We start from the raw sequence: 14,122 nt of genomic DNA, 5'->3' as shown, positions 1-14,122 counted from the left end.
GAGCAAGCTCGCTCCCACAGGGGGCCTGCCAACTATCTACAGGAGACCACCATGCCGCGTTTCGCCGCCAACCTGTCCATGCTGTTCACCGAGCAGGATTTCCTCGCCCGTTTCGAAGCCGCCGCCAAGGCTGGCTTCAGCGGTGTCGAGTACCTGTTCCCGTATGACTACAGTTCCGCCGAACTCAAGGCCTTGCTCGACGCCAACGGCCTGACCCAAGTGCTGTTCAACCTGCCGGCCGGCGACTGGGCCAAGGGCGAGCGCGGCATTGCCTGCCTGCCGGACCGGGTCGAGGAATTCCGCGCCGGTGTCGACCTGGCCATCGCCTACGCCCAGGTACTGGGCAACACCCAGGTCAACTGCCTGGCCGGGATTCGTCCGCAGAACTGCAGTGAAACCCTGGTGGAGAAAACCTTCGTCGCCAACCTGAAATACGCCGCCGAGAAGCTGCAGGCCAAGGGCATCAAGCTGGTAATGGAAGCCATCAACACCCGCGACATTCCCGGCTTCTACCTGAACAACACCGCCCAGGCCCTGTCGATCCGCGAGCAGGTGGGCAGCGCCAACCTGTTCCTGCAATACGACATCTACCACATGCAGATCATGGAAGGTGACCTGGCCCGGACCCTGTCGGCGCACCTGGGCGAGATCAACCACGTGCAACTGGCGGACAACCCGGGCCGCAACGAGCCGGGCACGGGCGAGATCAACTATCGCTTCCTGTTCGAACACCTGGACCGCATCGGCTACACGGGTTGGGTCGGCTGCGAATACAAGCCGTTGACCACCACCGAAGCGGGATTGGGCTGGCTGAAAACCCATAACGCGATCTGACTGGCGCGGGCTTTTGTGGCGAGGGAGCTTGCTCCCGCTCGGCTGCGAAGCAGACGCATGATTTTTCACCCGACATGGATTTCTGGGGCCGCTTCGCGGCCCAGCGGGAGCAAGCTCCCTCGCCACAGAAACCCGGGACATTTTAAATAAGAGAGGATTTTTCCATGGCTAAAATCGGATTCATCGGCACCGGCATCATGGGCCACCCCATGGCATTGAACCTGCAAAAGGCCGGTCACAGCCTGTTCCTGTCCCAGCACCACGACCCGGCCCCGGCCGACCTGGTGGCCGGTGGCGCAGTGGCGTTGGCCAACCCGAAGGAAGTGGCCCAGGAAGCCGAGTTCATCATCGTCATGGTCCCGGACACCCCGCAGGTCGAAGACGTGCTGTTTCGCGCCGATGGCGTGGCGGCGGGCGTGGGCGCGAGCAAGGTGGTGATCGACATGAGCTCGATCTCCCCTACCGCCACCAAGGCCTTCGCGGCGAAGATCAATGAAAAAGGCGCGCAGTACCTCGACGCCCCGGTGTCCGGCGGTGAAGTCGGTGCCAAGGCCGCGACGCTGAGCATCATGGTCGGTGGCGACAACGCCGCCTTCGACCGCGCCCTGCCGCTGTTCCAAGCCATGGGCAAGAACATCACCCTGGTGGGTGGCAACGGCGATGGCCAGACCGCCAAAGTCGCGAACCAGATCATCGTTGCCTTGAACATCCAGGCGGTCGCCGAAGCGTTGTTGTTCGCCTCGAAAAACGGTGCCGACCCGGCCAAGGTCCGTGAAGCGCTGATGGGCGGCTTCGCTTCGTCGAAGATCCTCGAAGTGCACGGCGAACGCATGATCAAGGGCACCTTCGACCCGGGCTTCCGTATCAGCCTGCACCAGAAGGACCTGAACCTGGCCCTGCAAGGCGCCAGGGAACTGAACATCAACCTGCCCAACACCGCCAACGCCCAGCAAGTGTTCAGCACCTGCGCGGCCATTGGTGGCAGCAATTGGGATCACTCGGCGTTGATCAAGGGGTTGGAGCACATGGCCAATTTCTCGATTCGCGACAAATAAGCCCTGCACTCCCCCCTGTGGGAGCGAGCTTGCTCGCGATGACGGCGCTACATTCAACCTGGATGCAAGCAGACACACCGCTATCGCGAGCAAGCTCGCTCCCACAGGGTCCGCATCAACACTAAGAATAAAAACCGGGAGCCCGCCATGTCGGTCGATCCGCAACAACTGCTGCGCGAGCTGTTTGCCACAGCCATCGACGCGGCCCATCCGTACCACGTCCTTGAACCCTACCTGCCCGGTGATCGCAGCGGTCGGGTGATCGTCATCGGTGCCGGCAAGGCCGCGGCGGCCATGGCGCAAGTGGTCGAGCGCTGCTGGCAAGGCGAAGTGTCTGGCCTGGTAGTAACCCGCTACGGCCATGGCGCGCCCTGCCAGAAAATCGAAGTGGTGGAAGCCGCTCACCCGGTGCCTGACGCCGCCGGCTTGGCCGTGGCCCAACGGGTGCTGGAAATGGTCAGCAACCTCAGCGAAGACGACCGGGTGATCTTCCTGCTGTCCGGCGGCGGTTCTGCCCTGCTGGCCTTGCCCGCCGAAGGCATCACCCTGGCCGACAAGCAATCGATCAACAAAGCCCTGCTCAAATCCGGCGCGACCATCGGCGAGATGAATTGCGTGCGCAAGCACCTCTCGGCGATCAAGGGCGGGCGCCTGGGCAAGGCCTGCTGGCCGGCGACGGTGTACACCTACGCGATTTCCGATGTGCCCGGGGATCTTGCCACGGTCATTGCCTCCGGCCCCACCGTGGCCGACCCCAGCACGTCGGCCGAAGCCCTGGCGATTCTCCAGCGCTACCAGATCGAAGTGCCGGCGTCGGTGCGCGACTGGCTGCACAGCCCGGCATCGGAGACCGTCAAGCCCGGCGACCCGAGCCTGGCCCGCAGCCATTTCCAATTGATCGCCCGCCCCCAGCAGTCATTGGAGGCGGCAGCGGTGAAGGCCCGTCAGGCCGGTTTCAGCCCATTGATCCTCGGCGACCTGGAAGGTGAATCCCGGGAGGTGGCGAAAGTCCACGCCGGCATCGCCCGGCAAATCGCCCTGCACGGCCAGCCACTGGCGGCGCCGTGCGTGATCCTCTCCGGCGGCGAAACCACCGTCACCGTGCGTGGCGATGGCCGTGGCGGGCGCAATGCCGAATTCCTGCTGAGCCTGACCGAAAGCCTCAAGGGTCATCCGGGCATCTACGCACTGGCCGGCGACACCGACGGCATCGACGGTTCCGAAGACAATGCCGGTGCCCTCATGACCCCGGACAGTTATCACCGCGCCGCCGAACTGGGCTTGAGCGCCAGCGACGAGTTGGACAACAACAATGGCTACGGCTACTTCGCCGCCCTGGATGCGCTGATCGTCACCGAACCGACCCGCACCAACGTCAACGACTTTCGCGCCATCCTGATCCTCGAGAACCCTAAACATGACGCCTGATAAAAAGGTCAAGATCCTCGCGACCCTCGGCCCCGCCACCCGCGGCATCGATGACATCCGCGCGCTGGTACAGGCCGGCGTGAACATCTTCCGGCTGAACTTCAGCCACGGCGAGCATGCCGACCACGCCCAGCGCTACCAGTGGATTCGCGAGGTCGAGCAGCAGCTCAATTACCCGCTGGGCATCCTGATGGACCTGCAAGGCCCGAAGCTGCGGGTCGGTCGGTTCGCCGACGGCAAGGTCCTGCTGCAACGCGGCCAGGCCCTGCGCCTGGACCTGGACCCGACGCCCGGTGATCAACGCCGGGTCAACCTGCCCCACCCGGAAATCATCGCGGCCCTGGAGCCCGGCATGGACCTGCTGCTGGACGACGGCAAGTTGCGCCTGCGCGTGACCGCCAGGCACCGCGACGCCATCGACACCGAAGTGCTCAACGGCGGCGAGCTGTCGGACCGCAAAGGCGTGAACGTGCCCCAGGCCGTGCTCGAGCTGAGCCCGTTGACCGCCAAGGACCGGCGCGACTTGAGTTTCGGCCTGGAGCTGGGCGTGGACTGGGTGGCGCTGTCGTTCGTGCAGCGGCCCGAGGACATCCACGAGGCTCGCGCGCTGATCGGCGACAAGGCGTTCCTGATGGCGAAGATCGAGAAGCCGTCGGCGGTGACCCAACTGCGGGAAATCGCCGAATTGAGCGACGCGATCATGGTGGCTCGCGGTGACCTGGGCGTCGAAGTCCCGGCCGAGAATGTGCCGCAGATCCAGAAGAACATCATCGGCACCTGTCGCGCCCTCGGCAAACCGGTGGTGGTGGCGACGCAGATGCTCGAGTCGATGCGTTTCTCCCCGGCGCCCACCCGCGCCGAAGTCACTGACGTGGCCAACGCCGTGGCCGAGGGGGCCGACGCGGTGATGCTGTCGGCGGAAACCGCTTCTGGGGACTACCCCCTCGAAGCCGTGCAGATGATGAGCAAGATCATCCGCCAAGTGGAAAACGGCCCCGACTACCAGGCGCAATTGGACGTCAGCCGGCCGAAAGCCGAGGCCACGGTGTCGGACGCCATCAGTTGCGCGATCCGCCGTATCAGCAATGTGCTACCGGTGGCGGTGCTGGTGAACTACAGCGAATCGGGCAGCTCCAGCCTGCGGGCGGCGCGGGAACGGCCGACAGTGCCGATCCTCAACCTCACGCCGAACCTGCAGGCCGCTCGCCGCCTGACGGTGGCCTGGGGCGTGCACTCGGTGGTCAACGAGCGGTTGAAGCAAGTGGATGAGGTCTGTTCCACCGCCCTGGAAATCGCCCAGGCCCAAGGCATGGCCCAGCGCGGCGATACCTTGCTGATCACGGCGGGCGTGCCGTTCGGGCAGCCGGGGTCGACCAATTCGTTGCGCATTGAGACGTTGATCTAGCGTCTGTACTGGCCTCATCGCGAGCAAGCTCGCTCCCACAAGGGCACCCGCAGAACCCTGTGGGAGCGAGCTTGCTCGCGATGAAGTCAACTCGGCCCCTCTGACACACCTACCATGCCCAACCCCCACTGCCCCGACTGGGCCACCGCCCTGCTCAACGGCTTCAGCCAAGTCTTCCTCCAGCGCCATCCGCTGTGCGGCCTGCTGTGCCTGCTGGCGATTCTGTTCACCGCCCCCAGCCTGTTCGGCGGCGCGTTGCTCGGTGGGGTGGCCGGTTTGCTCACGGCCCAGCGCCGCGGTTACGCCAAGGCCGACCGGCAAGCCGGGCTGTTCAGCTACAACGGCATCCTGCTGGGCATGTTGCTGAGCCTTGTATTGCCCTGGTCCGTCCTGTTGCCACCGTTGATCCTCGCCGCAGGCGGTCTCAGCGCGATGCTGACCCAGCAATGGCTCAAGCGCACCCAAGGCCCTCGCTGCCTGTCCGCCTACACTGCGCCTTTTGTAGGGTTGGCTTGGCTGCTGATGAGCTTCACCCTGTCGCCGCCTCCAACCACCTCGATTGAAATGACGATACCCAACCTGCTGGCCGCGCATTTGAGCGGGCTGGGCCAAGTCATGTTTCTCGGCCATCCGGCGGCAGGTGCGTTGATCGCGGCGGGCTTGCTGCTGGCCGACCGTCGCGCTGCCGCTTGGGCATTGTTCGGTTCCGCCGCGGGCCTGGCCTTCGCCTTGTTGCAGCATGAAAACGCAACCGCACTTTGCGGGCTCGGCGGCTATAACCCGGTGTTGGTGGCGCTGGCCCTCAGCCAACAGCGCCGCCAACCCTGGCTGCCGCTGGCGGGCATTCTTCTGGCGGTCATGCTCACACCTGGTTTTATCAGCCTTGGCCTGCCCCCGCTGACAGCACCGTTCATCCTCGCCTGTTGGCTGATCCAGGCCACCGGCCGAGCGTGGCGCCAGGCCAGTCTCGACACCACGCCTTGCGCTCTGCGGGTCAATCGCCCTAGGCTTCGTTGATTCCGGCTCAGGCGAAGATTATGCAAAGCAGCAGCAACTGGCGTGAACGCCTCTACGTGATCATTTTCCAGACCGACACCGTGGCCGGTCGGCGCTTCGACAGCACCTTGCTGTTGATCATCCTCGCCAGCCTGGTGATCGTGATGCTCGACAGCATCGACAGCGTGCACAAAAACTACGCCACCCTGCTGGCCGGTATCGAATGGGGCTTCACCTTCGTCTTCATCGTCGAGTACGGCCTGCGCCTGTACTGCTCGCCCAAGCCGCTGCGCTATGCCTTCAGTTTCTATGGGCTGGTGGACCTGCTGGCGATCGTGCCGGGGATCCTGGCGCTGTACTACAGCGATGCCCAATACCTGTTGATCATTCGGATCATCCGCATGCTGCGGATTTTCCGGGTGCTCAAGCTCAGTCCTTACCTCAAGCAGGCCAACTACCTGATGGCGGCGCTGCGAGGGAGCAAGCAGAAAATCATCGTGTTCCTGGTCAGCGTCTCGACCCTGGTGACTGTCTTCGGCACGCTGATGTACGTGATCGAAGGCCCCCAGAACGGTTTCACCAGCATTCCCAAGGGCATCTATTGGGCTATCGTGACACTCACCACCGTGGGCTTCGGCGACATCGTGCCCACGACGCCTCTGGGCCAGGTGGTGTCATCCCTGGTAATGATCACCGGCTATTCGATCATCGCCGTGCCGACGGGTATTTTCACGGCGGAACTGGCCACGGCCATGCGCGGCGACCAACTCCAGCATGATTGCCCGGTATGCAGCAAAAACAACCACGAACACGGTGCCGCTTTCTGCTCCCGTTGTGGCAATGCGCTGTTTAAGAAATTGGAATAAGCAAAGCACTTTTTGATGCTTGAAGGTCTATAGGCTTGCCGCTAGTGTGCTGGCTAATTGCCCGGAACCCCGTTGATAAAAAGGAATTCGCAGTGAAGAACTTCTTTGGCGCCTCCCTTCTCGCCGTCGGCCTGACCTTCGGCAGCGTCGCCCACGCCGCCCCGACCCTGCTCAACGTGTCCTACGACGTGATGCGCGATTTCTACAAGGACTACAACGCCGCCTTCCAGAAACACTGGCAGGCCGAGCACAACGAAAACATCACCGTGCAGATGTCCTTCGGCGGCTCCAGCAAGCAGGCACGCTCGGTGATCGACGGGCTGCCGGCGGATGTCATCACCATGAACATGGCCACCGACATCAACGCCCTGGCGGACAACGGCAAACTGGTGCCCGAAAACTGGGTCACCCGCCTGCCGAACAACAGCGCGCCGTTCACCTCGGCCACGGTGTTCATCGTGCGCAAGGGCAACCCAAAAGCCTTGAAAGACTGGCCCGACCTGCTCAAGGACGGTGTGCAGGTGATCGTGCCGAACCCGAAAACCTCCGGCAACGGTCGCTACACCTACCTGTCGGCCTGGGGTTACGTGCTGAAAAATGGCGGTGACGAGAACAAGGCCAAGGACTTTGTCGGCAAGCTGTTCAAGCAAGCGCCGGTACTGGACACCGGCGGTCGCGCCGCGACCACCACCTTCATGACCAACCAGATCGGCGACGTGCTGGTGACCTTTGAAAACGAAGCGGAAATGATCGCCCGCGAATTCGGCCGCGACCAGTTCGAAGTGGTCTACCCGAGCGTTTCCGCCGAGGCCGAGCCGCCGGTCAGCGTGGTCGACAAGGTTGTCGAGAAAAAAGGCTCCCGCGAAGCCGCCGAGGCGTACCTCAAGTACCTGTGGTCGCCCGAAGGCCAGGAAATCGCCGCCGCCAACTACCTGCGTCCGCGGGACCCGGCGGTACTGGCCAAATATACCGACCGCTTCCCGAAAGTGGATTTCCTGTCGGTGGAAAAGACCTTCGGCGACTGGCGCACGGTGCAGAAGACCCACTTCAATGACGGTGGGGTTTTCGACCAGATCTACAGCGGGCAGTGAGACGCTGATTCAACCAGGATTGCATGCAAGCTTTTGTGGCGAGGGAGCTTGCTCCCGCTCGGTTGCGCAGCGACCGCCAGAATGGGGCCGCTACGCAGCCCAGCGGGAGCAAGCTCCCTCGCCACGAAAAAATCCTCATCGCAGCAACCGTCATCAACCGCAGGCATGATTGCTATCAACCACAAGCCCTGTTCCAGGGCCCCATAACGCTTTAGCCTCGCGCCATCTTTCCTGTTCACTGACGAGATTGCCATGAGTGCTCATTCCCCCACCTCGCCCGGCGCCCCCCTGACCCGCGGCATGGTCCTGCTCTTCGCCTTCTGCTGCGGCGCCATCGTCGCCAACATCTACTACGCCCAACCCATCATCGAATTGATCGCTCCCGACGTAGGCCTGAGCAGCACCATGGCCAGCCTGATCGTCTCGCTGACCCAGATCGGTTATGCCTTGGGCCTGTTTTTCCTGGTGCCGCTGGGGGACTTGCTGGAAAACCGTCGGCTGATGATCATCACCACCGTGGTGGCGATCGCCAGTTTGTTAGGGGCAGCGTTCACCGATCAACCGAACGTATTCCTGTTGGTTTCGCTGTTGGTGGGGTTCAGTTCGGTGTCGGTGCAAGTCCTGATTCCGCTGGCCGCGCACCTGGCGCCGGAGCAGACCCGAGGTCGGGTCGTGGGTGGGATCATGGGCGGCCTGCTGCTGGGGATCCTGCTGGCGCGGCCAGTCTCCAGCATCGTGGCCGATCACTTCGGCTGGCGGGCCATGTTCATCATCGCCGCCGCGTTGATGGCCGCCATCAGCATCGTCCTGGCACTGACCGTGCCCAAGCGCCAGCCCGACCACAGCGCCTCTTATGGCCAACTGCTCGGCTCGCTCGGCACCCTGCTGCGCCAACAACCGCTGTTGCGGCAACGGGCGTTCTATCAAGCCTGCATGTTCGCCACGTTCAGCCTGTTCTGGACCGCCGTGCCACTGGAGCTGTCACGCAACCATGGCCTGTCCCAGACTGAAATCGCCCTGTTGGCGCCATCGCCGCGCCCATCGCCGGTCGCCTGGCCGATGCCGGCCATACCCACAAAGCCTCGCTGCTGGCGATGCTGTTCGCCAGCCTGAGTTTCCTGCCGGCGTTCATCCATCCGCTCTACAGCGTGATCGGCCTGGCGGTGACCGGCGTGGTCCTGGATTTCTGTGTGCAGATGAACTTGGTCCTGGGCCAGCGCACCATCTACGCCCTTGATGCCAGGAGTCGCAGCCGGCTGAACGCGCTGTACATGACCAGCATCTTCGTCGGTGGCGCCTTCGGCTCATCGATTGCCAGTGCGGTGTACGAACACGGCGGCTGGTTGTGGGTGGTGATCGTCGGCAGTGCCTTCCCGCTGTTGGCCTTGCTGCGTTTCTTGAGCGCCGCGCACAAGCCGTCCCTGGCGACGGCCTGAATTCCCCACGCATAAAAAAGCCCGGTCGCCTTCAGCGCCCGGGCTTTTTGGTGGAGCGTGTCAAATCCGCACGTTGCCACGCGGCCCGGCAATTGCCCAGATGATCAGGCCCAGCACCGGCAACAGCAGGATCAATAGCACCCAGAGGATTTTCATCCCGGTTTCCGCGCCACTCTTGAGTACGTTGATGATCGCCCAGATATCGAGCGCCAGGATGATCAGGCCGACCAGGCCGTTGAAGGTGGAACCCATGGTGTCGCTCCCAGATGGTGATATGCACCCTTAGGATAGCGGGCCGCCAGCAAGGGTTCCGTTTTATTGCTTCAGACGTGGACCGCGACCTTGAGGGCTTCGAGGGCCGGCGCGGCGGCGATACCGACTTCGGCACACAATTCCAGCACCCGCGGCACGTCGTTGCCGTACACCAGCACCATCTGCAATTCATCGTCGAGCAACTGGCTGAAGTTCATCAGCACGTAGCCGCCGTTTTCCTTGTTCAGGCTGCTCATCTGGATCTGGATGCGGTTTAGCGCGGTCAGGGCTTCGGTTTTTGCCAGTTGCTTGGGCTTGAGGTTGAACGCCACGCCGGGGCCGAACGAGGCGACGATCTGTTCGAACAGGTCCACGTAGGTGTCGGCCTGGAACAGCACGGTGTCCGGCAGGCTGCCCACCACCACCCACTCACCCAACGGGATCGGGAACGTGTCGTCGTAGTTGATATCGGGGTTGGCCGCCAGGAAAGCCGTCGGATCGGCGTAGGCCTGGGCCGCTTCGTCAGCGATTTTCGCAATGTCCGCCTCGCCGAGGCAGCCGGAGCTGATTTTACCGATGAGTTCGATGAGGGCGGCTTTCATGGGGTGAATCCTGTGGCGAAGGGTGTTTTGAGGGCGGGCAGGATAGCGCATCACATCGGTTGAGTCAGGAACCTGTGGCGAGGGAGCAAGCTCCCTCGCCACAAAAGCGGTCCGGATCGGCTTTAGGCCTATCAGCCCAGCAACTTTTCCAACTGCGCCGTGGTGTCCACCGCGCCCATGGTCTTGGCGGCATCGAGAGCCGAGACGCCGTTGGCATCCTTGGCTTTCGGGTCGGCACCTTTACCGATCAGGTAGTCGACGATTTCCACCCGGTTGAACATCGCCGCCATCATCAATGCGGTGCGACCGTCGAAGGAAGAACCTTCCACCTGCGCGCCGCCCTCCACCAGCGCCGAAACCACTGCCAGGTCGCCCTTGAACGCCGCGCCGGCAATCGGGCTCTGGCCGTTGTCGTTGCGGATTTCCGGATCGGCCTTGTGCTCCAGCAACACTTTCACCGTTTCCACATGCCCGTGGTAAGCGGCCAACATCAACAAGGTGTCGCCCTTGTGGTTACGCAGGTTGGGCGGCAGGCCCTTGCTCAGCAACGCGGCCATCATGGCCGCATCACCCTGGCGTGCGACGTTGAACACCTGCTCGGCAAACTCCGCAGCCTCTTCCGGGGTCATCTGGCGGCTTGTATCGGACATGGGAAACTCCACTCGGGTCTTCGCAAAGCGGCTAGTTTCCCGAGGGACCCGGGCGCTGTCATCCCTTTTTTCACTGTGCCGGTCATAGCCAGAATCAATAACGCAATTGTCCGCCCTGAATCCGAACTGCCAACTGGCGATCCACCCGCACGTAGGTATCGGTGCCCGGCAGCCAGGCGTAGACCGGCTCATCCCCGGTGACGCATGGGTCGAATGCTTCGGCCTTGAGGCGGGTCTTCTGGTACTTGAAGGTGCCGGTGGTGTCCATTTTCACCTTGATGCGCAGGAACAGCGGCACGGCATAGGCAGGCAGCTTGCATTGCAGAAACTGCAACAGCTCGCTGAAATCCAAGGTCGCCAGGGATTCGGACGGGGTGATTGCCGCCATGCCGGCACGGCCATTGGTGCCATTGATCTCCACACCATAAGCCACCGCCTCGGCCACCTGCGGATGTTGCAACAGTACATTTTCGACTTCCGTGGTGGAGACGTTTTCGCCTTTCCAGCGATAGGTGTCGCCGAGGCGATCAACGAACTGCCCGTGACCGAAGCCGATATTGCGCAGCAAGTCGCCGGTGTTGAAGTAACGGTCGCCCGGCGCAAAGACATCCCGGCAGATGGTTTTTTCGGTCAAGGCCTGATCGGTGTAGCCATCCAGTGGCGCCTTCTCGTCGATCCGCGCCAGCAGCAGGCCCGGTTGGCCCCTGGGCACTTTTTGCATGCGACCTTGCAGGTTGCGCAACGGCAGGCCGCTGGCATGGTCGTACTGCACCAATTCCCAGCCCATCAGGGAAAAACCGATGGTGTTGTCGAAATTCAGGATGTTGGTGAAACCGATATTGCCGTCGCTGGCGGCATACAGCTCACAGATGTGGTCGATGCCAAACCGGGTCTTGAAGGTCGACCAGGCACCGGGCCGCAGACCGTTGCCGATCATCTTCTTCACACCGTGGTGGCGGTCATCGGCCGCGGCAGGCCGGTCGATCAGGTAGCGGCATAATTCACCGACATACCCCAGCGTGGTCGCCCGGTAACGGCGCACGTCGCTCCAGAACTGGCTGGCGCTGAACTTGCGCCGAATCGCGAACCCCGACGCCCCACAGATCGCCGCACCCCAGCACACGCACAGCCCGGTGGCGTGGTACAGCGGCAAAGTGCAATACACGACATCGTCGGGCTGCATGTCCAGGGCGATCAGGCCGAAGCTGGTGGACGTGCGCATCCAGCGACCATGGCGAAACACCCCGGCCTTGGGCAGCCCGGTGGTGCCTGAGGTGTAGAGATAAAAACATGGGTCGTTGCAGAAAACCTGCTGGCTGCACGCTGGGTTATCGCTTGGGTAATCCTCGCTACCAGCCATCAGGTCGATGAAACCGGACGGGGCATCGGACGGGATATCGGCGCTGTCCTGATCCGCCAGCCACCAGGTCCTGCTGCTCGATACTTTGGTTCGCTCTCGTATGTCGTTGAAGACCGCGACCCGTTCATCCCCTACCACCACCGCGACCGGGTTGACCAGGGCCAGGCTGTGCACCAGTGCATCGCCGGTTTGCGAGGTGTTGAGCATGGCGCTGACCGCGCCAACCTTGGCCATAGCCAGTACGCTGATCAACAGCTGTGGCCGGTTCTCGATGAATATCGCCACGCAATCGCCCTTGCCGATGCCCTGGGCCAGCAGGTAATGAGCGATGCGATTGGCCTGCGCGTTGACCTGTGCATAACTCAACACCGTATCGCCGCACAGCAGTGCCGGGCCCTGGGGATTGCGTTGCGTGGCCTGTTCGAAACACCAGCCGAGGCCGCAAGGCTGGGTCGGGTCCTGGACGTTGGCCTGCTTCATGCCTTTGACGATCCGGGGGACGGCTTTGGCAATGGCCGGCAACTTGCGCAGCATCATGCCCCAGGTAATCGCGTCGCTGGGTGTACGACTCATGTTGATCTTCCCCGTTCGACCTCGTGGGTCTCGGTTCTTGTTATCAGGCAGGTGATTTTGGCTCGAAAGTACGCCCGCGATTGCGGCGCTGTACACGCGGTTTTTGCAATGTTTTGTATCCGCTGCCGGAGACAGGCGAAGCGTGAGCGCCGGGAAACGATTTGGTTCCAAATATCGTGGCCCGACCACGCAAAATGCAGGATGCACGATGGCTATTCATGCAAGATGCACGAAATCAAAAAAACAGGAAAAATATAACTTATTGTTTTTAAAGGGTTTTATATAAAACCAAGTGCTGGCACAGACAGTGCAACTACCCCTCCACGGTTTGCCATACCATGGAGCAGTCAACTATGAACATGATTCAAGAAAAGTTTGCGTCCCTGTTTTCCAACTACGAAGTGACCACCCAGCCCCGCCCGGACGGCGGCATTCTGCTGACCTTGCGTAATAGCGACGGCAAGCTGTTCAAACGTACGATTTCCTATGCTCAGCTGCATGCTGGGGATCAGTTGTCCTGGGCGATCAGCGCGATCCGTCGTGACCTGGCTGAGCAGGCTAGCGAGTTGCCGCAGATCACCATGTTGCAGAGCCAGCATCGGTTTGCGCTGCCGACTTACCATAGCGTTTGAGCCTGCTGAAAAAACGCGGTGCTGTTTGCTTGAAAAAACGGCGCTTCTTTCAGAAATGGGAAGCGCCGTTTTTTTGTGCCTTGGGAAAGCCCGCTTGGGTGTGTATATCCGTTTCTTCGGTAATGGCTGCTTAGGGTTCCGCCCTTACGGCGGCTCACTTTTGAGAAGCGCAAAAGTAAGCAAAACGCTACATGCCCCACCACTTGGCACCTCGCCTAGGCTCGGTGTGCCCTCACTCCGGCATTGCTCCGTGGGCCCGCCGCGAAGGGCAATCCATGGCCCAGCGCGGCTATCCCGGCATCCATGCCGGGATGCCCACTCCACAATGCCTGCGTTCGGCCAGCGTGGTTAACGGGGCGCCCGAGATCAACGTCCACGCCGAGGCGGCCTTATAGCCGACCTGGCTCTCCCGGTCATACACCCATCAGAACTGTGGGAGCAAAGCTTGCTCGCGATGGCGGTGGGTCAGTTTGCTGTGATGTTGGATGTGCCGGCCTCATCGCGAGCAAGCTCGGCTCCCACAAGAGATCTTGGGTGTTCATGAGTCTTTGTGTTCACCGCAGCCCCATTGTGGGAGCGAGCTTGCTCGCGATGGCGGTGGGTCAGTTTGCAGTGATGTTGGATGTGCCGGCCTCATCGCGAGCAAGCTCGGCTCCCACAGGGGATTTGGGTGTTCATGAGTCTTGTGTTCACCGCAGGCACATTGTAGGAGCTAGCTTGCTCGCGATAGCGGTGGGTCAGTTTGCTGTGATGTTGGATGTGCCGGCCTCATCGCGAGCAAGCTCGGCTCCCACAGGGGATTTGGGTGTTCATGAGTCTTGTGTTCACCGCAGGCACATTGTGGGAGCTAGCTTGCTCGCGATAGCGGTGGGTCAGTTTGCTGTGATGTTGGATGTGCCGGCCTCATCGCGAGCAAGCTCGGCTCCCACAAGGGATCTCGGG

13 protein-coding genes and 1 pseudogene are annotated in these 14,122 nt (G+C 62.0%); 10 read left to right on the top strand and 4 right to left on the bottom strand.

The genetic code is table 11. The features are described 5' to 3' along the window. The first annotated feature begins 51 nt into the window (after positions 1 to 51). The 8 genes and pseudogenes from hyi (at position 52) to LQ215_RS24100 (ending at position 9,111) form a co-directional block, all read left to right on the top strand. On the top strand, positions 52 to 834 hold the full coding sequence (gene hyi, locus LQ215_RS24135; RefSeq protein ID WP_230152897.1) for a hydroxypyruvate isomerase: 783 nt from the start codon (positions 52 to 54) through the stop codon (positions 832 to 834). Between the two features lie 164 nt (positions 835 to 998). Next, the gene (locus LQ215_RS24130; RefSeq protein WP_230152896.1) at positions 999 to 1,889 is read left to right on the top strand and encodes a 2-hydroxy-3-oxopropionate reductase; all 891 of its coding nucleotides are present in this window, start codon (positions 999 to 1,001) and stop codon (positions 1,887 to 1,889) included. 147 nt (positions 1,890 to 2,036) lie between these two features. Further along, a complete protein-coding gene (locus LQ215_RS24125) occupies positions 2,037 to 3,317 on the top strand; it encodes a glycerate kinase type-2 family protein (RefSeq protein WP_230152895.1) in 1,281 nt (426 codons plus the stop codon). Then, a complete protein-coding gene (gene pyk, locus LQ215_RS24120) occupies positions 3,307 to 4,722 on the top strand; it encodes a pyruvate kinase (RefSeq protein WP_230152894.1) in 1,416 nt (471 codons plus the stop codon). The genes LQ215_RS24125 and pyk overlap by 11 nt, the downstream gene beginning before the upstream one ends. Before the next feature lie 114 nt (positions 4,723 to 4,836). Further along, on the top strand, positions 4,837 to 5,739 hold the full coding sequence (locus LQ215_RS24115) for an urea transporter (protein WP_230152893.1): 903 nt from the start codon (positions 4,837 to 4,839) through the stop codon (positions 5,737 to 5,739). 20 nt (positions 5,740 to 5,759) lie between these two features. Further along, complete coding sequence (locus LQ215_RS24110) at positions 5,760 to 6,584, top strand: ion transporter (RefSeq protein ID WP_230152891.1); 825 nt, start codon at positions 5,760 to 5,762, stop codon at positions 6,582 to 6,584. A gap of 92 nt (positions 6,585 to 6,676) precedes the next feature. Further along, positions 6,677 to 7,675: a sulfate ABC transporter substrate-binding protein gene (locus LQ215_RS24105; RefSeq protein ID WP_230152890.1), complete on the top strand. Its 999-nt coding sequence runs from the start codon at positions 6,677 to 6,679 to the stop codon at positions 7,673 to 7,675. 252 nt (positions 7,676 to 7,927) lie between these two features. Then, positions 7,928 to 9,111: pseudogene (locus LQ215_RS24100) on the top strand (MFS transporter). Positions 9,112 to 9,171: 60 nt separating this feature from the next. Here LQ215_RS24100 and LQ215_RS24095 read toward each other — a convergent pair. The 4 genes from LQ215_RS24095 to LQ215_RS24080 all read right to left on the bottom strand — a co-directional run bounded on the left by LQ215_RS24095 (position 9,172) and on the right by LQ215_RS24080 (position 12,548). Beyond that, positions 9,172 to 9,363, bottom strand: a complete 192-nt coding sequence (locus LQ215_RS24095; RefSeq protein ID WP_003204476.1) for a PLDc N-terminal domain-containing protein — start codon at positions 9,361 to 9,363, stop codon at positions 9,172 to 9,174. 71 nt (positions 9,364 to 9,434) lie between these two features. Beyond that, entirely contained in the window at positions 9,435 to 9,965 is a 531-nt protein-coding gene (locus LQ215_RS24090) for a hypothetical protein (protein ID WP_058546683.1), read from the bottom strand. 131 nt (positions 9,966 to 10,096) lie between these two features. After that, positions 10,097 to 10,615, bottom strand: a complete 519-nt coding sequence (locus LQ215_RS24085) for an ankyrin repeat domain-containing protein (RefSeq protein WP_230152889.1) — start codon at positions 10,613 to 10,615, stop codon at positions 10,097 to 10,099. Positions 10,616 to 10,709: 94 nt separating this feature from the next. After that, positions 10,710 to 12,548, bottom strand: coding sequence for a long-chain-acyl-CoA synthetase (locus LQ215_RS24080; protein ID WP_230152888.1), 1,839 nt, complete (start codon positions 12,546 to 12,548; stop codon positions 10,710 to 10,712). A gap of 353 nt (positions 12,549 to 12,901) precedes the next feature. Here LQ215_RS24080 and LQ215_RS24075 point away from each other — a divergent pair, with 353 nt between their 5' ends. Together LQ215_RS24075 and LQ215_RS24070 are read left to right on the top strand one after the other, a co-directional pair. Beyond that, positions 12,902 to 13,180 (top strand): DUF3509 domain-containing protein, encoded by a 279-nt coding sequence (locus LQ215_RS24075; protein ID WP_230152887.1) that lies wholly within the window; start codon positions 12,902 to 12,904, stop codon positions 13,178 to 13,180. 191 nt (positions 13,181 to 13,371) lie between these two features. After that, positions 13,372 to 13,575: a nucleoid-structuring protein H-NS gene (locus LQ215_RS24070; protein ID WP_230152908.1), complete on the top strand. Its 204-nt coding sequence runs from the start codon at positions 13,372 to 13,374 to the stop codon at positions 13,573 to 13,575. The last annotated feature ends 547 nt before the right edge of the window (positions 13,576 to 14,122 follow it).

Source organism: Pseudomonas brassicacearum (assembly GCF_918698105.1).
GTDB classification, from domain to species: Bacteria; Pseudomonadota; Gammaproteobacteria; order Pseudomonadales; family Pseudomonadaceae; genus Aquipseudomonas; species Aquipseudomonas brassicacearum_F.
Note: the sequence above shows the minus strand (reverse complement) of the source record. Positions and strands in the feature narration are given on the sequence as shown.